The sequence below is a fragment of the Dyadobacter sp. 22481 genome (assembly GCF_052044875.1).
GTDB lineage: Bacteria > Bacteroidota > Bacteroidia > Cytophagales > Spirosomataceae > Dyadobacter > Dyadobacter endophyticus.
Map to the genome: position 1 here is coordinate 1,114,230 of NZ_JBQENV010000001.1, position 20,574 is coordinate 1,134,803.

Annotated in this window: 20 protein-coding genes; 6 read left to right on the forward strand and 14 right to left on the reverse strand. The window is 50.0% G+C overall.

Annotated features, from left to right (window positions below; translation table 11 throughout):
• Window position 1 precedes the first annotated feature (1 nt).
• Complete coding sequence (locus ACTJJJ_RS04195; protein WP_440701537.1) at window positions 2–1,165, forward strand: adenylosuccinate synthetase; 1,164 nt, start codon at window positions 2–4, stop codon at window positions 1,163–1,165.
• 58 nt (window positions 1,166–1,223) lie between these two features.
• Here ACTJJJ_RS04195 and ACTJJJ_RS04200 read toward each other — a convergent pair whose 3' ends face one another.
• Together ACTJJJ_RS04200 and ACTJJJ_RS04205 are read right to left on the reverse strand one after the other, a co-directional pair.
• Window positions 1,224–1,421, reverse strand: a complete 198-nt coding sequence (locus ACTJJJ_RS04200; protein WP_440701538.1) for a hypothetical protein — start codon at window positions 1,419–1,421, stop codon at window positions 1,224–1,226.
• Window positions 1,422–1,455: 34 nt separating this feature from the next.
• The gene (locus ACTJJJ_RS04205; protein WP_440701539.1) at window positions 1,456–1,683 is read right to left on the reverse strand and encodes a hypothetical protein; all 228 of its coding nucleotides are present in this window, start codon (window positions 1,681–1,683) and stop codon (window positions 1,456–1,458) included.
• Window positions 1,684–1,857: 174 nt separating this feature from the next.
• Between ACTJJJ_RS04205 and ACTJJJ_RS04210 the strand changes: the two genes are divergently transcribed.
• Both ACTJJJ_RS04210 and ACTJJJ_RS04215 read left to right on the forward strand, forming a co-directional pair.
• A complete protein-coding gene (locus ACTJJJ_RS04210) occupies window positions 1,858–2,571 on the forward strand; it encodes a LytR/AlgR family response regulator transcription factor (protein WP_440701540.1) in 714 nt (237 codons plus the stop codon).
• A 4-nt stretch (window positions 2,572–2,575) separates the two neighbouring features.
• On the forward strand, window positions 2,576–4,603 hold the full coding sequence (locus ACTJJJ_RS04215; protein WP_440701541.1) for a tetratricopeptide repeat protein: 2,028 nt from the start codon (window positions 2,576–2,578) through the stop codon (window positions 4,601–4,603).
• On the opposite strand, the gene ACTJJJ_RS04220 is transcribed toward ACTJJJ_RS04215, so the two are convergent.
• From ACTJJJ_RS04220 to ACTJJJ_RS04235, 4 genes are read right to left on the reverse strand one after another with little or no spacing between them, the layout of a single operon-like run.
• A complete protein-coding gene (locus ACTJJJ_RS04220; RefSeq protein WP_188930307.1) occupies window positions 4,600–5,022 on the reverse strand; it encodes a secondary thiamine-phosphate synthase enzyme YjbQ in 423 nt (140 codons plus the stop codon). The genes ACTJJJ_RS04215 and ACTJJJ_RS04220 overlap by 4 nt on opposite strands.
• 50 nt (window positions 5,023–5,072) lie before the next feature.
• Complete coding sequence (locus ACTJJJ_RS04225) at window positions 5,073–5,567, reverse strand: DinB family protein (RefSeq protein WP_440701542.1); 495 nt, start codon at window positions 5,565–5,567, stop codon at window positions 5,073–5,075.
• A 20-nt stretch (window positions 5,568–5,587) separates the two neighbouring features.
• Window positions 5,588–5,977, reverse strand: a complete 390-nt coding sequence (locus tag ACTJJJ_RS04230; RefSeq protein WP_188930303.1) for a VOC family protein — start codon at window positions 5,975–5,977, stop codon at window positions 5,588–5,590.
• Window positions 5,978–6,015: 38 nt separating this feature from the next.
• Entirely contained in the window at window positions 6,016–7,356 is a 1,341-nt protein-coding gene (locus tag ACTJJJ_RS04235) for an MFS transporter (protein ID WP_440701543.1), read from the reverse strand.
• A gap of 1,228 nt (window positions 7,357–8,584) precedes the next feature.
• Between ACTJJJ_RS04235 and ACTJJJ_RS04240 the strand changes: the two genes are divergently transcribed.
• Window positions 8,585–8,974, forward strand: coding sequence for a hypothetical protein (locus tag ACTJJJ_RS04240; RefSeq protein WP_188930299.1), 390 nt, complete (start codon window positions 8,585–8,587; stop codon window positions 8,972–8,974).
• 246 nt (window positions 8,975–9,220) lie between these two features.
• Here ACTJJJ_RS04240 and ACTJJJ_RS04245 read toward each other — a convergent pair whose 3' ends face one another.
• The 4 genes from ACTJJJ_RS04245 to ACTJJJ_RS04260 all read right to left on the reverse strand — a co-directional run bounded on the left by ACTJJJ_RS04245 (window position 9,221) and on the right by ACTJJJ_RS04260 (window position 14,529).
• Entirely contained in the window at window positions 9,221–10,306 is a 1,086-nt protein-coding gene (locus tag ACTJJJ_RS04245; protein ID WP_188930297.1) for a T9SS type A sorting domain-containing protein, read from the reverse strand.
• Between the two features lie 573 nt (window positions 10,307–10,879).
• On the reverse strand, window positions 10,880–11,455 hold the full coding sequence (locus ACTJJJ_RS04250) for a hypothetical protein (protein WP_440701544.1): 576 nt from the start codon (window positions 11,453–11,455) through the stop codon (window positions 10,880–10,882).
• Between the two features lie 146 nt (window positions 11,456–11,601).
• Window positions 11,602–12,120 (reverse strand): DinB family protein, encoded by a 519-nt coding sequence (locus ACTJJJ_RS04255; RefSeq protein WP_188930293.1) that lies wholly within the window; start codon window positions 12,118–12,120, stop codon window positions 11,602–11,604.
• Window positions 12,121–12,225: 105 nt separating this feature from the next.
• Window positions 12,226–14,529, reverse strand: a complete 2,304-nt coding sequence (locus tag ACTJJJ_RS04260) for a glycoside hydrolase family 95 protein (RefSeq protein WP_440701545.1) — start codon at window positions 14,527–14,529, stop codon at window positions 12,226–12,228.
• Window positions 14,530–14,726: 197 nt separating this feature from the next.
• On the opposite strand from ACTJJJ_RS04260, the gene ACTJJJ_RS04265 reads away from it, so the two are divergent.
• Complete coding sequence (locus tag ACTJJJ_RS04265) at window positions 14,727–15,473, forward strand: GNAT family N-acetyltransferase (RefSeq protein ID WP_440701546.1); 747 nt, start codon at window positions 14,727–14,729, stop codon at window positions 15,471–15,473.
• A 92-nt stretch (window positions 15,474–15,565) separates the two neighbouring features.
• Window positions 15,566–16,078, forward strand: a complete 513-nt coding sequence (locus ACTJJJ_RS04270; protein WP_440701547.1) for a hypothetical protein — start codon at window positions 15,566–15,568, stop codon at window positions 16,076–16,078.
• 52 nt (window positions 16,079–16,130) lie between these two features.
• Here ACTJJJ_RS04270 and ACTJJJ_RS04275 read toward each other — a convergent pair whose 3' ends face one another.
• The 4 genes from ACTJJJ_RS04275 to ACTJJJ_RS04290 are packed head-to-tail and all read right to left on the reverse strand — an operon-like array spanning window position 16,131 to window position 20,562.
• Entirely contained in the window at window positions 16,131–17,075 is a 945-nt protein-coding gene (locus ACTJJJ_RS04275) for an L-histidine N(alpha)-methyltransferase (RefSeq protein ID WP_440701548.1), read from the reverse strand.
• A 10-nt stretch (window positions 17,076–17,085) separates the two neighbouring features.
• Complete coding sequence (gene egtB, locus ACTJJJ_RS04280; RefSeq protein WP_440701715.1) at window positions 17,086–18,243, reverse strand: ergothioneine biosynthesis protein EgtB; 1,158 nt, start codon at window positions 18,241–18,243, stop codon at window positions 17,086–17,088.
• Window positions 18,224–19,801 carry an ABC transporter permease/substrate-binding protein gene (locus tag ACTJJJ_RS04285; protein ID WP_440701549.1) on the reverse strand — a complete coding sequence of 526 codons (1,578 nt, stop codon included), beginning with the start codon at window positions 19,799–19,801 and terminating at the stop codon, window positions 18,224–18,226. The genes egtB and ACTJJJ_RS04285 overlap by 20 nt, the downstream gene beginning before the upstream one ends.
• Window positions 19,801–20,562 carry an ATP-binding cassette domain-containing protein gene (locus tag ACTJJJ_RS04290; protein ID WP_440701550.1) on the reverse strand — a complete coding sequence of 254 codons (762 nt, stop codon included), beginning with the start codon at window positions 20,560–20,562 and terminating at the stop codon, window positions 19,801–19,803. The genes ACTJJJ_RS04285 and ACTJJJ_RS04290 overlap by 1 nt, the downstream gene beginning before the upstream one ends.
• Window positions 20,563–20,574 lie beyond the last annotated feature (12 nt).

A 20,574-nucleotide genomic window follows, 5' to 3' on the forward strand; every position in this document is an offset into this window, starting at 1 on the left:
AATGGGAGGTATCCATATTATAGTAGGAATGGGTTACGGCGATGAAGGAAAGGGTGTTTTTACAGACTACCTTTCCTCCAAGCTGGATCATCCGGTCGTTATCCGGTTCAACGGCGGGCACCAGTGCGGGCATACAGTCATGCATGCACAAGGCAGCTTTCACGTATTCTCGAACTTTGGCGCAGGCTCGTTCAGGAAGGTGCCCACTTTTTTTTCGCGGTTTTGCACGATAGACCCGACGGGTATGGCCAGGGAGTTTGACGCATTGAGCAGGCTGGGGGTAAGCCCGGTGCTGTTTGTGGACCCGCTGGCGATGGTTACTACGCCTTTTGATAAATTCTATAATATAAACGATCGCGCTAATCTGGCTCACGGCACAGTAGGAGTGGGCTTTGGCGCGACTGTCGAACGAAATCAGGGGCCGTACAAACTTTGCGCCCAGGACCTGTTCTTTCCCGGTATTTTGGAGCAAAAATTGGCAGCAGTACGCGATTATTATCGCATGAAATTCAAAGCCCGCGGGCTGGAAAGTTGTATTGAGGCGCTGGAACTGGAAATTATGCCTGTCGATCAGTTTATGCATGACGTGGCCGCCGCCTGTGGCATTATGCGCCTGCTTACTGAAAAGCAACTGTTCGCCATGGGTTTTGAAAACTACATTTTTGAGGGCGGACAGGGAATTTTACTAGACATGGATTTTGGACTATTCCCTCATGTCACCCGTTCCAGCACAACGAGCAAAAACGCATTTGAAATACTAAACAGAAATGTGCAGAGCTTCGATGCGACGGTTTATTACCTCACGCGGGCGTACCAGACCCGGCATGGAAATGGCTGGATGTCCGCAGAAAACTATCCGGTAATGCTCATGAACAACCGCCACGAGACGAACGGGTCGCACAGCCGTCAGGGTGAATTCCGGACGGGCATTCTGGATACCGATATGCTCAGGTATGCATTGCAATGCGATGCTAATTTCGCGGGTACGGCTGAGAAACAAATGGTCATATCCTGCATGGACCAATTGACCACCTACCAGTACCTTTCATCGGGAAATGTTCTCATAGCGCCGGATAGGGACTCGTTTTTGAGGCAAATCACGCTATGCGACAAAGTTCTGACGAACGACGGGCCCGGTTCCGCAGCCATACAGCAATGGCGGTGAGTGGTTCGCCTGGTGACTATTTTCCGGTATTGTAAATGCTCATTAAAAACGCTTTTGCTTATTTGGGTCGCCGCAGCTTCGCATAAATGCCTTGTCCTTCCGGTGCATCCACGCCCTGGCTTTTGCTTGCGTAAGATGCTGTGGAGCGGTATTCATCGCAAATCCGCCACACATTTCCCAGCTTGCAGGCGCTGTCGTTGGATTCTATCGCTTGCAGGCCGAATACGACGTCCTTTTCTGCCAATGTGGCTTTCATCCATGCGCCCATTTGCATTTTTGCCTCATTCCCCTCATCCCTCGTCGTGATGTAAACCAGCGGCGGGGTGATATGAACAAATCGCAAGCCTGGGATTTGTCTGCGAAGGTGTGTCCACCACGCCCGGCGTATCCTTCCCGGGGAGTGTTACGGTGGTTGGGGCCGGGTCCATATCTGTGCCTCCCGGTGCGGGAATGTCTTTGGAGGAATCAGAGCAGCCCGTTATGGCGCCGATCAGCAAGTAAATACATAACTTTTTCATGGGACTTGGTTTAAATTCGATACGCATCCAAAAGTATCAGATGGGGAGAGCGGCTGCTATGCGCGGTCGATGAACGACATTTTAAATAGACCAGTAACTAAAACCGGCTGTCGCAGGTCTGCTTTTCTGGCAAAGTCTTTTAAATTTGGTAAACAAACACTCTGCCTTCCTACTATGTCCGACCTTCCGGTTTATCGCTGTGTGATTGTTGATGATGACGAAATCGACCGGCTTACGACGCTCATGTATGCACGTAAATACCCTTTTCTGGACATCGTGGGTGTATTCGGCTCGGCTACGGAAGCTTCGGCGGCCTTGCGGCAAATGCAGGTGGATGTCTTGCTCAGCGATATCGACATGCCCGACGTGAGCGGCCTCGAATTTCGCGCGCGGATGATGCAGGTGCCCGTTTGTATTTTCGTCACGGCCTATCCAGACTACGCCGCTGAGAGTTTCGAGCTGGAAGCATTTGATTTTCTCGTTAAACCGATCAAGCCCGAGCGTTTTGCATATGCGATGCAACGCGTGCAGCATTATTTTGAAATGAAGCGCAAGGCCGAACTCTTCGAATATAGCCTGGGAAGCGAAAGCACGGTGTTTATCAAGGACGGTCACCAGCAGATCAAGCTGAACCTGCATGACATCGTATACCTGGAAGCGTTGAAAGACTACACCCGCATTGTGACCACCACACGCAAGTACAGCGTCTTGTCGTCCATTGGTAACCTGCTTCTCGAAAAGGCCTTCCAATCCTTCCTCCGCATTCACCGCAGCTATGCCGTGCAACGGCATTATATCGAACGAATCACCCCTCAGGAAGTGCATATTGGTAGCTACACGTTGCCGGTCGGCCGGAGTTTCAAGAACACACTGGCCAACCTGAAATAGCTCCATGCGCTGCGTAACCATCATCCTGGCTTTTTTCCTGCTACACCAGCCTGTAAACGGCCAGAAAGAAGGGCGTGCGCTGATCGACTCGCTGGTTTCGGAACTTCCCAATGCCAAAGACGACACGCTGAAAGGCCGGCTTTACAAACGCATTGCCGATGAATCCTTTTTTATCGATACCAGGCAGGCGCTCACCTATGCGCGGCTCGGGCTCGCACATGTGAGCGCCATGCGCTGGCAGCGCGGCATCGGAGTGTTCAATGTGGCTATGGCGCGGGCTTTCAGCGACATGGGAAATGTGGATTCGTGTATGTATTATAACAAGCGCGGACTGGAAGTATTTAGAAAAATGGGTGATACTTATAATATGGCTAATACTTTTAATAATATAGGGGTAATGCAGCAAAACCTTGCTTCCAATTATCCTGAGGCCATTCGTTATTATCTTTTGGCATTAAAGGAAGCTGAAAAACTGGGGGATAAGTACCTGATGTCAAATGCCTCCGATAATGTCGGATCGGTTTACCTCACACAGAAAAATTATAAAAAGGCCCTCTTTTATAGTTTAAAAGCCTTAAATCTTCGCGAAAAGCTGGAAAAAGGGGATAATTACAATATTGAACGTGAAGTAGGTAACTCGTTGAACACGCTTGGCAGCATTTACCTTCAAATGAAGGACACTACCGCAGCGCGGGGACATTTTAGCAAGGCGTTGGTCATGCAGGAGCGCGCAGGCAATACGGAAGGTTTGGCCAAAGCCTACGGCAGCCTCGCATTGCTTGAAAACCGCAACTATCCCAAACGGCTCAGTTATGCCCGAAAGTCAGAGCAGCTTTGGAATGAAGTGAATCCGGTGCATATCGAAGCGGCCAATAATGTTGGTAATATAGGTGCGGCGTACCTCGAAATGTACAAAATCGGGTCGCTCCCGGAAGGCATTACCAGCAAGGCGTTGTTGTTGAAAGAGGCGGAACAGTACTTACGAAAGGCGATCAGGATCAGCGAGCAGAACGGGGATATCGGGTACAAATCCCATTTTACGGGTATACTGGCCGAAGTGCAGGAGCAAATGGGCGATTTCAGGAATGCGTTCTACAATTTCAGGGCCTACAAAACGGTGGAAGATTCCCTGTTCTCGCAGGAAGAGAAAAACAAGATCGCAGGACTGGAAGGGGAGCGCGAGATTGCCTTGCGCGACAAGCAGATCCGGATTAATGCCCTCGAACTGGAAGCCCGCAAAAGGCAGCAGTGGCTGCTGACGGGCGGTTTGCTGTTGCTTACGGGAATAGGGGCACTGCTATACCGGCAGAACCGCATGCGTAAGCGCACCAACGTGCAGCTCCTGCATTTGAACAATGAGCTCGACGAGGCGAACCAGGTTAAGGCGCGTTTTTTTGCCATATTAAGCCACGACTTGCGAAGCCCGGTGGCCAATCTCGTCAATTTCCTGCATTTGCAAAAAGAAGCACCCGATTTGATGCGTGCCGAGGCAGCCGAAATCCATCAGAAACGGCTTACAGAGTCGGCCGAGTTGTTGCTTGAAGGGATGGAATCGATGCTGTTGTGGAGCAAAACGCAAATGCAGCAGTTCAAACCGCAGGCACGGCGCGTTGCTGTTGAAGATCTTTTCGAATACATCCGGAAGTTTTTTTCAGGAACGGAGCACATTAGATTTACTTTCGATAACCCCGGTTCCCTCACCGTTGTGACCGACGAAGATTACCTCCGTACGATCATGCAAAACCTTACCCATAATGCCGTCAAAGCATTAAAAAGAACACAACATGCCGAAATCCATTGGAAGGCGGAGGCAAAAGGCGGACGGATCGTTTTGTCGGTTGCCGATAATGGCCCCGGTACTTCTGATGAGCAGTTGAACGCCTTGTACGACGACCATGCGATGATCGGAATCAAGTCAGGTTTAGGATTGCATTTGATCCGGGACCTTGCCAGGGCAATTTCCTGCGAGGTTTCTGCCCGGCCTAATGCCGGAACCGGTATGCTGTTCAGCCTCGTGATCAAGGAGGCCTAATTGCCCCAGGCAGTGATCACGAGGTTTCTCGGACCACCATAATCCCGGTGTTCACACAAGTAAATGCCTTGCCAGGTCCCCAGCGCGAGACGACCATTCCGGACGGGGATCATCACCGAGCTTCCCAGCAACGAGGCTTTCAAATGCGCCGGCATATCGTCGGAGCCCTCGTAGTCGTGGCGATAGTCGGGGTCATTTTCGGGGACCGATTTGTTGAAATACATTTCGAAATCGATCCGTACCGTAGGGTCGGCATTTTCATTGATCGTCAGCGAAGCCGAGGTGTGCTGGATAAATACCTGGCACATCCCGGCCTTGATTTCGCTGATCGCAGGTAATGCGTAAAGGATTTCTCCGGTAATCAGGTGAAAACCGCGGCCTCTTGCTTTGAGCTGAATGCCCTGCTGAAACATTTTCATAGAATGCCTGGTCGATATTAGCCCGCAAGAAAGCACAATTCCGCCTATTTCTACATGTACCGCATGCCAGGGTAACCGAGTAGCCGCCGCCAGAGGGCGATTTGCCCGATGATATTCGCCTCGCGGTAGATCGAGAATGTGATCAGTTCGTACAGCGACATGGAGAATTCGGGACCCATATCGATCCGTCTTTCCAGCTCTTCGTCGCTCAGGTTACTCAACGAATCTTTAAGGATCGGCGTGATCTTGTTCCAATCCTCCTGATAGGACGCGATCGACGGATATTGCACGCCGTCCTGGATCCCTTTGAAGTCTTTGAACAGTTCGTTGGCCTGCTGATGCCCGTCGTAGCCCAGGTGGCGTGCGAGGTCGAAACGTTGCTCCACAAGCGCGCCCGCGAGCCAGCCAATGTGGTTGGCCTTGGTATCCAGACGCTTTTGCGTGTCTGCTTCATTGATATTCTCTGTTACAAACGAGAAAAAAGGCGTTTGCAAATTATACAGGCTGACAATGCCCTGCATTCTGGTGCTTTTAACATTTTCCATGTTTTAATTGAAGGTTAAGGTTAATTATTTTCACTTTCAATGACCGACAGAATATTGCCGGCAGGATCGGTGAACCAGGCGATGGTGGGACCATTTCCCCGCATGATATTGTCGGGGTCGGTCTTGAAACCCGGCCAATCGTAGCTCTCGAACGTCACGCCTTTGGATTTGAGCGTTTTGACCACCTCTTCGATATTTTTGACAGGAAAGTTGAGGACGGTGAAAGTCGCTGGTTCGTGGTTTGGTTTTTCATACAGGATCACTTGGTAACCCCCGTGAATATTCAGATGGAGGACAGGCATTTCCTGTTGCTGCGAAACCTCTATGCCTAGTATTTCTCCATAAAACTGTCGCGCTTTTTGCAGATCGTCTACCGAATACCCGCTGAATGCTTTGGTTTGTCCAAACATGGTTGTAGTGATTTGTTGTTGATTGAAAATTTAAAAGACTATCGGGCTTCTTCGCGGACAGGTACGTCGCTGGGATCAAAATCGGGCGCAGGTTTTTTGTAAACGAGCGACAATTTCCTGTACGCGGCCGATTGCATGGCGATCAGCGTCACAACGAGGCCCACAATGCCCGTCACGACAAATAAAAGTGCCAGACCGCGGGCAGTCCCGGTCCCGAACCAGGAGCCGATCAGGCGCACGCCTGCGCCCGTGGTCATAAAAGGAATGAAAACAAACTTGGCAATAGGCCCGATCATAAATGCAGTAATGGGGGAGGCCGCCTGTTCGATGCTCTGTGCAAAACCGAATACACGTCCCTGTCTCTCGGGAGGGATCACTTTTTGAAGGATCGTTTGCTCCGTCGCCTCTACAACCGGGATAAGGCATAGGTAAACAAACATGCCGATACCCAACAAGATAATAGACGACTGGATAGGGAAAACCATGCAAATCACCCACATCAGAATATTGGAGATAAACAGGGTTTTTAACGGCATTTTACCCAGGCCCCGCTTCGCTACCACAAGCCCGCCGACAATGAAACCCAGGCTGAGCACGCCCCAGAGGATGCCCCACGCCTGTACGGATACGAGCGAGAGGCCGTAAGCATCCATCAGCGACATGAACACGCCGCCGAGAAAGTTGTTAAAAGTATTGAAGAAAATCAATCCAAACAGTCCCGGTACCATGCCCACGGCAGCAATAGTGCCACGGATATCGACGCGCTGCGTGTGCGGTTCGCTTTGCACAACTTCTCTTTCGGGAATTGAAATTGTCAGCAAATGCAGGATCACCAGCACGCTCAGCCCGACGGCCAGCGCCATCATCCACAACACGCCCAGGTAACCGATTACAAGCCCGCTGAAAATAGATGCGATCAGAAAAGACACGCCGTTAGCGGTACCGACCATTCCATTGGCCTTGTCGCGCTTGTCTTCCTCTATCAGAATCGTAACCACCGTTGACAATGCGATCGTACGAATGTTCCCGGTAATAGCCCCGAAAAGGCAAAGTGTGATAAAAAGCCAGAGGTTAATGCTGGAATCGTTTTTAAAAACGGCTTCGGGTGTGGAAATGTAGATGATCAGGGCCAGCATGTAGAGTGCCAGGGTGACCGATGCCGACAGCATCATGGAGGTCTTCTTTCGGTAGCGGTCCACGATGGAACCCAGGAAGAAGCCGGAAATAGCCACCGTTGCCAGGTAAACTCCGGCCATTACCGAAGTAGCGAGCACCGATTTGGTTTCAAGATACACCCAGAATGTGACGGCAAACCAGACAAACGTGTTTGTAAGCGCGGCTGCAAGCGAGTTGGCGAGGACCGCATAAAAGGTTTTCATAACGATATGGATTAGTCACCGGATTGTCACCGGCTTGCGAAGTGTTGATACAAAAATACGGCCGGCCACGCACATTCCCGGGGTGAGTATGGGACAATTTGTGGGTGAAATGAGACAATAGTTAGAAAATGGGCCTTTATGAGTTTTCTAGGCTTATTTTGGGTGACTAGCCGAGGGGTGTCACCATGAGATTCACAATGAAGAATTCAGTTTGTAAAATTTACAACAAGCGGCCCGGTAGCCGGGTCTGGCATTTGTGTCATGAGGGGGTGCTACCAAGATCGATGGATGCCCCTTCTTTTTTGATAGCCATTAGGGATAAGGCATCCGTGACAAAAGGTGTATGGAAAGTTTCAAACGATTTTCATCGAACTTCTGACGTAGTAATGAGTTGGATACATCTGAAAACTAAAAATCCACTTGTATATCGAGCATACTGGGCGTTTTACGATGGCACAATAGAAGTCACAAAACTCACTGAGCATAAAATTAAAGAGGTTTTTTCTGGTACTGTACGAACAGATCCCAATAGTATTATTCCCTCACATGAAAGCTTCAAAGTAACTGACGGAGAGTTTTTCGTGAATCGAAATCCTGGCTATTCAATCGAATCCAGATTATAATCTGCCGCATGGTCCGACGCGGTTTCGATTTTGGGCATCAATTTGAATCATTGGTCAATGATTATTCCCCTTGCCGTGAATAACCCGTTTAGCCGAGCGGTTAGGGCATTCCGTTACAAAGTGCATCCCGCATGCCTTCTAAGCAGTAGATCTTTGCCGCGCCGCCAGGCGGTTCGAATTCAAACAGAGTCACTTTAATGTCAAGCACTTATGATTATTTCGCGAGTGCTTTTTTGTTGTTGATTGGGGTAGTTGCAATACATCTTGCAATAATGGCAATGCAATACTGGGCCGCGGATTTGTCGTAGTAGTAAAGCAGAGCACATCTCCGAGCAATGTCTCGTTTGTGTTGGCGGGCTCGCATAGCCGATAATTTCGGCATCCTCCGGATATCCGGGATCTAACTCACTTCCGGTTTTGATCTGGGATAAACTCAGCTGAGGAGCATACAGCCTTCGGGCATCACTCGTGGTTTTCGCATGTTGGTGGGGGTTTGACTTAGTTAAAGTGTTGATGCTTCAATATTTCTGCGCTATCTTGATCGCATGGTCAACTCATCCAGGAAAACTGCTTTTTAGTGATTTCGAAACATGAATACATGAATTATGAGATTTGCAGGAGTTTTTTACGCGGTGTTCATTTCGCTCACTTTGATAATTGCCTTATTAGCGGGCTCCGGTGAAATGTTTGCATATGCGATTTTTGCAAACCTGCTGTATGCGGTAATTGGTGGTATTGGATGGGTTGTATCTGATCGCTTCATAGGAATTGATACTCAGCTAAGGTCATTATGTAGTATTTTGTTGGGGATGATAATTCTAAATCTCATAGTCTACTTTGGCGGCGGTGGGGCACTTCTCACACCAGCATTGTTTGGAAGAATTGAATCTGCCAGTGCTTTCAGAATCAGTCTTTCCATACACATCATATTTCTTATCTCATTTTTTTCGGCGCAAGGTGACAAGCGACGGAATATGCTTCACACGGAAGAATAGCGCCTCTTGAAGGTGCGTGGAACGGGTGGCGTAAGGTGCTCTTTATAGCCATGGCCTTTATTAAGGATTTTACTATGTATTTGCAAAACTCTTCATCAGTCATCATCCACTGAAAGCATTCATCACTGTCATGATCAGTGAAGTTCGGAATCGACTTTTTAACGCTGAAAGCCTTGCTAGTCATTGCCCCAAATACCTCCTTCTAAGCCAATATTGACTTATGACAACAACGAAGACTTACCAACTTTATCGCCCGATAATAATTTTGTGATTCCTGATGGCACCATTATTTCCCGTGAGCTTCAATGCGTAAACGCCCGGGACAAAAGAACTGACATCGATATGGCCGGCATCCGTCCTCTTTTTCAGAACTATCCGGCCACTGCCGTCATACAATTCAACATTTTGAAGGAGACTCTCGCTCCCACGCCGGAAATAAACGACGTCCGACGCCGGATTCGGATAGACACCGGCAATATCAGCCAGGCGGACGTGATTGATCTTGCTGTAAGAAAAGGTCTCATCAGCATCGATCATCTTTAATCGGTAATAGTTATCTCCTGCTTCGGGACTCTGATGAATAAAGGCGTAATCCAATCGTTGCTTGCTTTCGCCCGATGCATCTACCGAGCCAACTTTTCGCCAGATTTTACTATCGGCACTATGCTGGATTTCAAAATTCCGGCTGTTTATTTCCTCGGCGGTGATCCAGGTTAGTTTAACTGCATGCTCCTCCTTCTTGGCTTTGAAATCAGCAAGCTGAACAGGTAGTGGAGCGGCCAAAAATGGGATTTCATAAAAGCTATACTCTGGTGCATTCGTCAGAAAGGAGCCGGCAATACCCGAACTATAAAATCTATCTACCGGGTCTGCCGCTTCTATTGTATTTACCTTAACCGACCATGGAAAACTGCGGTCGGTGCCCGCCCATAACGTCACAACGCCCGGGTTTGACGATCCAAAAGAATTATCAAGTTTGAAAGTAATTAAATCCAACGTAGCACCCGGTAACAGATTGACTGCCAAACTACCGGTCCAATCGAATTGATAATAATGATAACCAAAACTATCCTTCGTGGTATAGGAAACAGGATTTGACGAAAATGTATAATGCAGATCGCTGAGAAAATGGAAGTCAAATATTGCTCCCGATGAGACCACAATGCTAAAACTCGTAATATTACCGGTGTAGGAAGTTACACCGTTATTCTTCAGTGTAATAATTCCATTCCCGCTAGAACTACCGTATTTCAGTGTGCCCTGGATGCTCTGAGCGGAGGCAATTAACGAAGACAGTAGGAAAAGAGAGTAGATGAATAGCGTTTTTCTCATAGGGCTAATTTGAAGTAGATGTTAAATCAATTTTAAATTTGTTTAATGAATGTGTTTTGGAGACATAAAAAATCTGATAATCAAGATATGCTTAGTGTAATCTCTAAGTTACAAAATATTTTATTGAATTAGGCTAATAGCTAATTTGTAGGAGTGAACCTACTTCGTCCATCCCTAAATTCAGTTCCGGAAAAAACGAACCCGTTTTGATCATGGCTATATTGGCCCCATTTTTTGATAATATCAAGCGCTTCCGGCATTAACGACAGAACAGTTTCTTTTCCGGGATTTACCTTGCTTGTGCGAGTTTTCGTCTGACGAACGAAAATTGGTTGTTGACCAAGTCTATGTTCCGCTATCTCAGACGGGCTAGGTCCGCCATGTTCATTCCGCCACAGAAATACGAGAATTTTCAAATGTCCACGACATAGTTTCTTCTGCTAAACCTGCTCGAATACCCGAGCACCGCGGAAATGATGTCGGGCGCTTATCGAGGAAGATGGTAGCAGAGGTTTTTTTGCAGCGGGGTGAACACCGAAGAAATGAAAAACCCCGGAAGAACCGGGGTCCGAGCTATTTTGGATCTACCCGCTGAGCGGCGGTTTTCGGGGCGCCGGATGGTTGAGACGCCGTGGCTGGTGTGTTCACCTGTCCTTGCTGCGGCACGGTCTGGCCGGTGGTTACCGGTGCCGTCTGCGTAGCGGGTGCATATGTTCCCGCCGCGGGCGCCTGTTGCGTTTGTATTATTACCTGCCCTGACGCAGCGGCCGATGGCTGTTGGCTTACTTGTGGCTGGTAGCGCTCGGGCATCGTCAACGGGTCTTGCGTGGTATTTACCTTGGGCACCATTCCCTGCTGGGCGTCCGTCCGGGATTTGCCTTCGAATCCCAGGTCTTGTACCTCCGACACCCTCTGGGTCGGAGCCGGAGCCGGTTGCACGATGACACCCAGTCGCCCCGGCGTTTCCGGCGCTATCTGGCCGGTAGGTTTTGGTCTAAATGCGGCAGAAGACGATTGCGCCCCGGTGTAAGCCTTGGGAACCTGCCCCGTTGGCGCGGGTTGCCTCACCTGCGCATCCGCATGGTTCACGGCCAGCACCAGGCCGGTAGCTGCGGCTATTGTCAGTATTTTGGATTTGATGTGCGGCATAGTTCTCTTTTTCAAGTGTTCAGTCCTGCGAAGGTAAACACTAAAACCATTCCATAAAAATCAAAGCCCCGTTTCCCTCTGACCGCCCTGTGCATGAAGTCGCTGCGCAGGGTGGTCGAAGAGAAACGGGGCGAAGTTTACCGGAATCAGGAGCGGTCCCAGAAGAACGGCGGCTGAATGCCCAGCGCGCGCAGGTACACGAAGCCCTGTGCCCGGTGGTGGATCTCGTTGTCGATCAGATAAAGGATCGTATTGTAAATCGTGTTCTCGTACATGCCAAAGGCGGCTTCTACCTCATTGAAGCGTTGCGCCGGAATCTGAGGCCAGAGCGTATTGATGTATTCGGTAACAAGGTCCCAAAGGTTCAATACTTCGGCTTTGGTGGCCGGTGCGGGGGTCGAAGAATCGAGTACCGGTTCGCTGAACGTCCAGTCGCCGAATGCAATACCGCGGATACCAGGAGCCGCGAGCCCGATCATCTCCATGGTGAGCTGGGCGTAAGTACGCATGCCACCGATCGAAAAAGTATAAAACTGATCCTCAGGGAATGCCTCAATAACCTTCCGGCTGACCCTGCGGTGGCCTTGCCAATGTTCCAGAAGTGCCTCGGCAGTGATAATAGTTGTGGTGGCTGCCAATTCCTGTGCGGTGTTGTTAGTTTCCATGTCAAAGGTTTTTATAGTTTATTGTTTGATTACATTACAAACTAAACATCGCCCAGTGACAGCAGTATGTCAGCAGCATTTCCGCACCGCCGAAAAAAGTCGGATTTATTTTAAAATCGTCAGATCCGGCCCGAAAAGGTAGGTTTTACCCTTTGAGGTGGGTATCGATACCACCTTGCTGCCGTAGCGCAACTTGCAGATATTCCCGGCTTTCGAATGGATGGTCAGGCCGGTAAGTTTGCCTTTTGCCCAATTCATATCCATTTCAAAACCACCCCGCGCGCACAGCCCGCTGACGCGGCCGTCGGGCAATGCTTTCGGCAGGGCCGGAAGGATATTAATCTCTTCCAAATGACTTTGTACCAGTGTTTCGAGGATGCCCGCAGCACCGCCGAAGTTGCCATCGATCTGAAACGGCGGGTGCGCGTCGAAGAGGTTGGGGTATGAGCCACCACCGCTCATTTTCTGGCCTGCGTCGTACACCGGATTGAAAAGCTTGCGGATCATCGTGTAGGCATGTTCGCCATCGAGAAAACGCGCCCAGTAGTTGATTTTCCAGGCCAGGCTCCATCCTGTTCCGTCATCGCCACGGTAATTGAGCGATTTCATGGCTGCTTTTAGCAGGTCGGGCGTAGCCGTTGGCGTGATTTCTTCACCCGGGTACACGCCCCACAAATGCGAAACGTGGCGGTGATGGCTCGTGGTGTCGTCGATATCCGTCATCCATTCCTGTAACTGACCATAGCGTCCGACGTGGTTCGGGGCGATCTGTTTTGAGGTCTGCGCCAGTTGTTCGGCAAATGCTGCGTCCGTTTTCAGGATACCGGCCGTTTCAATACAAGCTTTAAACAATGCGCGGATGATCTGATGGTCCATCGTCGGTCCGGCTACGAGGCCACCGTTTTCGGGTGAATTGGAAGGCGAGCTGATCAGCATTCCTGTTTTCGGGTCTTTGACAAGGAAGTCGAGGAAAAATGCTGCCGCACCTTTCATAAGCGGGTAGGCCGTGTTTTGCAGGAATGCTTTGTCCTGCGTAAACCGGTAATGCTCCCATAAATGCAGGCTCAGCCAGGCGCCTCCCGTTACCCAGATTCCGTGGTTGGATGCATTAATAGGTGCAGCACCGCGCCAGACGTCGGTATTATGGTGCAGAACCCAGCCTTTGGCATTATAATGCTCCTTCGCTACTTCGGCTCCTGTTTGAGATACTTCCCGCACCATTTGAAACAGCGGTTCGTGGCATTCGCTGAGGTTGGTCATTTCAGCAGGCCAGTAGTTCATTTCGGTATTGATATTGACGGTGTATTTGCTATCCCAGGAAGGATTGAGCTTGTGGTTCCATTTGCCTTGCAAATTGGCAGGATGACTTCCCGCGCGGCTGCTTGCGATGAGCAGGTAGCGTGCAAATTTTACATATAATGCCAGCAATGCAGGGTCGTTGGGGTCGCCTTTGAAACGGCTCAACCGCTCGTCGGTAGGAAGTGCGGAGTGTTTGCTGTTGGAAAAAACTAAATTGAATCTGTTGTAAAGTTTTTGATAATCAGTTATATGTGCTGGACGGGCTGTTTCGAATGCGGGGGCTTTCCGTAAAATTCCTGCCGTTTTGGTAGCGGGATCGCCACTGACGGTTTTGTAATCAAGATAGTTGGTAGCCGCGGCAAGTACCAGCGTAGCGCGGGTTGCATTGGAAATTGTGAGTTTTCCCTCGACTTGTTTCAATTCTCCGTCGGTAATTACTTTCACGCGGGCAATGCCATTCAATGCGCCTTTGTCGACCTGAACGCTCAGCTCAATCTCGTTCCCGTTAATTTTTACTTCCTTTTTGGCATGAATGGCGTCCATGCGAACGGCAAAATTCAGTTTGCCCTTTTGTGAGCTCGTAATATGGTAGTAGATCGCTTTCGCGGGGTAACTCGCAAAAGCCTCCCGCGTATAGCGGACGCCGCCAGCCTCGAAAGTACTTTTTACGGTAGCTGTTTCAAGATCAAGTTCGCGGTGATAGGCGACGGGTGTTCCGTGCTCCGGAAAATCTAAATATACATCGCCAAAAGCCTGATAAGCCATTTGCCGCATGGGCTGGCTCATAAATTGCTCATTGGCCAGCGCTTCTGCCTCTTTTTGTTCACCCTCATTCAGAAGCCGCCGGATTTCGCCCAGATGCGCGGATGCGCCCTTGTGCGCGTAACTTCTTGGCTCACCGGTCCAAAGGGTTTCTTCGTTGAACTGGATCTGCTCGGTTTCAATACCTCCGAAAATCATGGCAGCCAATGCGCCATTTCCGATGGGTAGCGCCTCTTCCCATTGTTTTGCAGGCTTTTTATACCAAAGTTTTGAATTGATATTGCCTTGCGCGTGGCACTTGAAGATAATGAACGTGAGTAAGGTAACGGTCTGAATAAGAGGCTTCATGCCGGTTGAAGGTATAGTGAATAAATAGGACGGTGTAACAGAATGCACCGCTGCTGCCTTGCTGACGTGTTTTTAATAGGAATGCCCGTACAAAAAAACGTTTGAAAGCATGGTATTTCCTGTAACGCAGCTAGTTTTTTTCGCACCATTATACTACCTTATTACCCGATTCCCTTCCACGCTGTGCGTGCCACACTATGCGAATCAGTACTTCCAAAACCGGGCTGGATGAGATCAGGGATTTACGCACGATGTTCCTGTATGAAAATCACTTCCAGTTCGTCTGCAACAAGTGCCACGACTATGGCTGGGCCGATACCTGGTTGTTCAGGATCGATAATGTCCGCGTCGGTTATGGTTCCGTTTGGGGTACCGACCGCCGCCAGGACCGCGACACAATCTTCGAATTTTTTCTGCTACCGCCATACCGTAAGCATGCCAGTCTTGTTTTTGAGGCATTTCAAAAGGCCTGCAAGGCGATCTGGATCGAGAGCCAGAGCAATGATGTTTTTCTGACAACGATGTTGTACCGCTTCTGCGACAACGCTTTCGCGGAGGCTATCCTTTTCGAAGACCATTTCACGACTTCCTTTGAAATCCCAGGCGCAACCTTCCGCAAACGTTCAGAAAATGACCCGATGGACGGTGACGAGAGCGAATATGTGATCGATGTGGGTGGCGAAATCGTGGCCAGCGGCGGGTTAATGCTCAACTATAACATACCTTACGCGGACATTTACATGCAGACGCGGGAGGGGTATCGCGAGCAAGGTTATGCGACCTACATCGTGCAGGAGCTAAAACGCACTGCCTATAAAATGGGCCGCGTGCCTGCTGCCCGTTGCAATATCGCCAACCGTATTTCCCAGGCAACATTGGAGAAGACAGGGTTCCGCGTTTGTGGTTTCAGATTGAAAGGAGTGATCCGGGCTTTGGAAGGTTGAGGTTATAATTCCACTGCGGCAGTTCCACTGAGGCAGTTCCACTGCGGCACGCTTTTTGAAGTTGTTGGGTTTCAAATCAAACAACTGAAACCATGGCTACTACAACAAAGGGCAATACCAGGGAAGCCACTTCTAAAATAAAGCAGCATGCCGCAACAGGGGCGTCTGCCAAAAGCATGGCCGCCAAGGCAGCAACCAAAAGCACTACAAAAACAACTGCATCGAAAACCACCGCATCGAAACCTGCTGCCTCAAAAGCGGCTTCGAAAGCGGCGACTTCGAAAACAACCAAGGCGGCCGGTACGAAAAAGTCGACCGGCAGTTCTAAATCCGACACTTCGACGCGTGATCAGGAAACGATCCGGGCCTGGGCGGAGAAGCGTGGCGGTGTGCCTTCGATGGTGAAGGGAACCGCCACGAAAAAAGATGGCGGCGGCATCCTACGCATCGATTTTCCCGGTTACAGCGGTGAAGATTCTTTGCAGGAAATCAGCTGGGATGAGTTTTTCCAAAAGTTCGACGAAAGCAAACTCGAATTCCTGTACCAGGAAAAAACAGCCGATGGCAAGGAAAGCCGCTTCAACAAGTTCGTATCGAGTAACTAGTGCAACATGTTATTGATGAAAGCGGCCGGGACAACAAATAGCCCGGCCGCTTTTATAATGTCCAAAGGCTGTCGGTGAAATAGGCCTTGCAGTCCTGAAAATGCTCCACGACCCTAAAACCGTTAACCTTAGCCACTTCTTCAATTTCAGCTAACGTATATTTCTTGGAAAGTTCGGTCCAAATGAGCTCGTTCCGGTCGAAGTCATAGCATTTGTCGGTGTGCCGCACATGTACTTTTTGCGGTACAAGGCTCACGAGATAGCTCCTTACCTCGCCATTGACCGGATTATAATGCGAGTAAAAATCGAACTGGTTAGTCTTGAAACTACCCCCTAATTCCCGGTTAATGCGGTGTAATAGATTGATATTGAAAGATTTGGTAATGCCTCGCGGGTCATCGTAAGCGCAACGGACAGTGGCCGGGTTCTTTTGCAGGTCGAAGCCGGTAAGCAGGTAATCGCCCGGATTCATGCACTTTCGGAAATCGGCAAGCAGGCCGTTGACCTCGTGCGCTTCGTAATTCCCGATATTGCCGCCGAGGAAAAGCAGCAGACTCGGAACGCCGGACGCAGCGAGTTCCTCCATCATCGAAAAGTAGTTGCCGACCATCGGGCTGATCTTCAAACCGGGCAAATGACTGAGCATATTAGTCGTCAGTTCTTCGATGGCCCTGGACGAAATGTCGATCGGCACGTAGGTAAAATCGACCTGCCGCTCGACGAGCTTTTTTAGCAGCTGTCGCGTTTTGATGCCATCCCCCGCTCCGAATTCGACAATCTGGAACGGGCCTTTGAATTCCAGTTTTTGAATAATATTCTCTCCTTGCAGCGACAAAATTTCAAATTCACAGGGGGTAGGGTAATATTCTGGCATTTTCATGATGTCCTGAAATATCCCGCTGCCGATGTCGTCGTAAAAGTATTTGCTCGAAATGTGTTTTTGCGGTGCGGACAATCCCTTGTGGATGTCTCTGGCAAAAGTCTGTAAGTCTGTCATAACTATCAAATTATCGCGCTAGCCGGATGCCGGTATATTGCCAGCGCTCGTGTGTGTGAAAGAAATTACGATAGGTTTTGCGTGCATGCCCTGGCGAGGTTGCCACGGAGGCTCCACGCAGTACCATCTGGTTGACCATAAATTTACCATTGTACTCGCCAACGGCCCCCGGCGCCTTGGAAAATCCGGGATAGGGCAGGTAGGCACTGTTGGTCCATTCCCAGCGCCGTCCCCAGTCGAGGTTGGTGGACGCGACTTCCCATTCAAATTCGGTAGGCAGCCGCATGCCTTTCCATTGCGCAAATGCAGAGGCTTCAAAAAAACTGATATGGCTCAGAATGGCTTCGGAATCAACCTTTTGCAAGCCGTCCAGTGTGAAATAATGCCATCCGCCGTCGATGAAATGCCAGTACATTGGGGCTGAAATGCGGTTTTCATTTACCCACGACCAGCCCTCATCCAGCCAAAGGTTGAAATCCTGGTAGCCGCCTGCATGCATGAATTCAATATACTCGCCATTGGTAACCAGCCCTTTGGCTATTTCAAACTCGTGCAGAAACACTTTATGCCTGCCTAATTCATTATCAAAACAAAACCCTTTGCCATGGTGTCCGATGTCGTAAATGCCCTCGGGTATGGTAATAAAGCCGGTTTCGGTGTTCCTTGCATTGACCATATTCTGTCCTTTACGGTAAACCGGAAAAAGCGGGTTATGGCCCAGAATGTATTTAATGTCCGTAATAAGCAGCTCCTGATGCTGCTGTTCATGATGCAGGCCAAGCTCAACCAGCGCCTCGACCTCCGGGTCGGTCAGTTCTTCGAGGAATGCGTCCATATGCCCGTCTACGTACTTTCGGTAGGCGTACACGGCTGCCGTCGTCGGGCGGGTGACATTCCCGCGGTCCGTGCGTAGGGTGCGCTCGCCTACATTGTTGTAGTAGCTGTTGAACAAATAGTTGAAATCGGGATCGTAAACACGATAATCCGGCACATTGGGTTTGAGGATGAATGTTTCAAAAAACCAGGTCGAGTGTGCGAGGTGCCACTTGGGCGGGCTTACGAATGCGACGGGCTGGGGTACGTAATCTTCGGCTTCCAGCGGTTCGCAAATGTATTCCGAATGCTTTCTGACATGGTGAAATGCTTCCCTAATGCCGGTGGTTTCCATTAGTTGCATAGTTTTTCAGATCGGTGATGGATTGGATATTCAAGGATTGTGCCCGCGTGCGACGCATCATCAGCGCATAGGCATTGTTGAAGCCGATAGGCCTGAGCCATTGCAGCTTGTATCGTTTTAAAAACTCATTTTTGACATATTCATAAACCTTCTCCCGGTCGCCGCCGAGCTTTTTAAGCTGCATGTGGCTGGGTTTGAGGATCGCCAGCAGGCCTGTTCCGGTATATTCCGGATACATATCGATTTCTCCATTGCTCAATGCATCGAAACAGATTTTGGTACCTCCCAAACCGGTTTTGGTGATGACTTTGAGGTCTGTATTGCCCTCGATCAGCTCCTTGTACATTTGAATGAGGATATACTGCTCGGCAAAAATCTTCGAACCCAGGCGTATTGTTCCCTCATTGCCGTTGCGGGGCGAGAGGAAGAGTTTTTTGGACACTAGAAAGTCATGTGCTACACGGTCCGGCGCCTGTTTCAAATAATCGACCCGGTAGTTCAGTTCCGTCATGACTGAATCATTGATATAACCCGAAAGTTTTTCGAAAACAGTCTGTAATTCAGGATATTGCCGGAGTACTTCACTCCGTACGACCGGCGCGGCATAGTACGGCGGGAAAATATGCTGATCGTCGTTCAGCGTCACGAGGTCGAACGCTTTGAGCCTGCCATCAGTACTGTACCCGCTGATAACGTCCAGTTTTTTCTCAAATGCAGCTTTGTACATCACCGCGTCGCTGATCACGACGGTCGGAATATCGAGCCCGTATTTCGATTTCAAGCCCAGGTAACCATCTTCCCGTCCCATAAATTCAGGAGTGAAACCGGCCAGTAGCGCGCCTTTGGTATAAGGTATTAAGTAAAAAGAAGAGAGCAAAAGCAGCAGAACGGGCAAGACGACGGAGATCTTACGCATTCTGCTCAAACCCGTCTTTTGAAGTAATGATAACAGAAAGTCGAGCAGAATGGCCAGCAATGCAGCCGGAATAGCCCCGGCGAGGATCATCTGGGTGTTATTCAAAGCAATTCCTCCAAAAATAAATTCTCCGAGGCCGCCCGCGGCGATGTAGGCGGCCAGTGTAGCAACGCCCACATTAATGACCGTCGCGGTACGGATTCCCGCCAGGATCACCGGCATCGCCAGTGGCAGTTCTACGCTCGTCAGTATCTGCCGTGAGCTCATGCCCATCCCCCGTGCCGACTCGGTAATGGCCGGGTCGACGCCCGTAATGCCGGTGTAGGTGTTCCTGATAATGGGTAACAATGCGTACAGAAACAGCGCGGTAATGGCCGGCAACGCCCCAATACCAAGTAGCGGAATCATAAAACCGAGCAATGCGATGCTGGGGATGGTTTGCAGCACACCGGCGATGCCCAGTACCAGCCACGCTGCCTTTTTCCGCCGCGCGATCCAGATTCCCAGGGGCACCCCGACGGCGATCGCGATGAGCAGCGAAATGCAGGTCAGGCCGATATGGGCCACAGTCTGGCTCCACAGCTTGTCTGATTGCTGCGTCATAAATGCCCATAGTGACTGTTGTTCTTCCATTATGCCTGTGCTCTGATGCGTTCGTAAATGCGGGAAATGTCTTCGAGTTGCTGGCCCAAAAAGGCATGCACGAACTCGTTCACGGGCCTTAGCAACAGGTCGCCGGGCTTGCCTTGCTGCACAATGCGGCCCTGGTCCATCAGGCAAATCTGGTCACCCAATTGGAGCGCCTCCTGCACATCGTGCGTTACGAGAACGGTGGTTTTTTGTTTCAATGCCGGCAGTTCGGTGAAATCCCTGCGTACACTTGCCCGCGTAACGGGATCGAGCGCGCCGAAAGGCTCGTCGAGCAGCAATACCGGTGGGTCGGCGATTAATGCACGTGCAATGGCGACACGTTGCTGCTGGCCGCCGCTGAGCTCGTCCGGGTATTTATCTTTGAAATTGGCAGGGAGTTTGAGCTGTTCGAGCAGGCGGTCGGTATGCCGGCCAATGTCGTTTGCGGGCCAGTTCAACAGTTTCGGCACCACGGCAATGTTTTCGGCAACTGTGTAATGCGGGAAAAGCCCGTTGTTTTGAGACACATAGCCGATCGATCGCCGGAGTATTTCCGGTTTCTCTTTGCTTATGTCTTTTCCGAGAATTTCGATCCGGCCGGAAGTTGCTTCGATCAGCCGGTTGAGCATTTTGAGCGTGGTGGTTTTGCCGCAGCCGCTTGTGCCCAGCAATACGATTGTTTCGCCTTCGCTAACCTGGAAGGAAACATCTTTAACTGCCTCAATACCATTAAAATGCTTGCTGATGCGGTCGGCAATGATCATGATGTTTGCGAA

Bases quoted from the DNA above. Each gene is read 5' to 3' on its own strand.
- ACTJJJ_RS04210 (WP_440701540.1), top strand. From the start codon at position 1,858: ATGTCCGACCTTCCGGTTTATCGCTGTGTGATTGTTGATGATGACGAA.
- ACTJJJ_RS04225 (WP_440701542.1), bottom strand. From the start codon at position 5,567: ATGGAAAATGTTAAAAGCACCAGAATGCAGGGCATTGTCAGCCTGTAT.
- ACTJJJ_RS04240 (WP_188930299.1), top strand. From the start codon at position 8,585: ATGAGATTTGCAGGAGTTTTTTACGCGGTGTTCATTTCGCTCACTTTG.
- ACTJJJ_RS04260 (WP_440701545.1), bottom strand. From the start codon at position 14,529: ATGAAGCCTCTTATTCAGACCGTTACCTTACTCACGTTCATTATCTTC.
- egtB (WP_440701715.1), bottom strand. From the start codon at position 18,243: ATGGAAACCACCGGCATTAGGGAAGCATTTCACCATGTCAGAAAGCAT.
- ACTJJJ_RS04245 (WP_188930297.1), bottom strand. From the start codon at position 10,306: ATGAGAAAAACGCTATTCATCTACTCTCTTTTCCTACTGTCTTCGTTA.
- ACTJJJ_RS04250 (WP_440701544.1), bottom strand. From the start codon at position 11,455: ATGCCGCACATCAAATCCAAAATACTGACAATAGCCGCAGCTACCGGC.
- ACTJJJ_RS04195 (WP_440701537.1), top strand. From the start codon at position 2: ATGGGAGGTATCCATATTATAGTAGGAATGGGTTACGGCGATGAAGGA.
- ACTJJJ_RS04235 (WP_440701543.1), bottom strand. From the start codon at position 7,356: ATGAAAACCTTTTATGCGGTCCTCGCCAACTCGCTTGCAGCCGCGCTT.
- ACTJJJ_RS04290 (WP_440701550.1), bottom strand. From the start codon at position 20,562: ATGATCATTGCCGACCGCATCAGCAAGCATTTTAATGGTATTGAGGCA.
- ACTJJJ_RS04230 (WP_188930303.1), bottom strand. From the start codon at position 5,977: ATGTTTGGACAAACCAAAGCATTCAGCGGGTATTCGGTAGACGATCTG.
- ACTJJJ_RS04220 (WP_188930307.1), bottom strand. From the start codon at position 5,022: ATGAAAATGTTTCAGCAGGGCATTCAGCTCAAAGCAAGAGGCCGCGGT.
- ACTJJJ_RS04285 (WP_440701549.1), bottom strand. From the start codon at position 19,801: ATGGAAGAACAACAGTCACTATGGGCATTTATGACGCAGCAATCAGAC.
- ACTJJJ_RS04255 (WP_188930293.1), bottom strand. From the start codon at position 12,120: ATGGAAACTAACAACACCGCACAGGAATTGGCAGCCACCACAACTATT.
- ACTJJJ_RS04200 (WP_440701538.1), bottom strand. From the start codon at position 1,421: ATGAAAGCCACATTGGCAGAAAAGGACGTCGTATTCGGCCTGCAAGCG.
- ACTJJJ_RS04275 (WP_440701548.1), bottom strand. From the start codon at position 17,075: ATGACAGACTTACAGACTTTTGCCAGAGACATCCACAAGGGATTGTCC.
- ACTJJJ_RS04205 (WP_440701539.1), bottom strand. From the start codon at position 1,683: ATGAAAAAGTTATGTATTTACTTGCTGATCGGCGCCATAACGGGCTGC.
- ACTJJJ_RS04215 (WP_440701541.1), top strand. From the start codon at position 2,576: ATGCGCTGCGTAACCATCATCCTGGCTTTTTTCCTGCTACACCAGCCT.
- ACTJJJ_RS04265 (WP_440701546.1), top strand. From the start codon at position 14,727: ATGCGAATCAGTACTTCCAAAACCGGGCTGGATGAGATCAGGGATTTA.
- ACTJJJ_RS04270 (WP_440701547.1), top strand. From the start codon at position 15,566: ATGGCTACTACAACAAAGGGCAATACCAGGGAAGCCACTTCTAAAATA.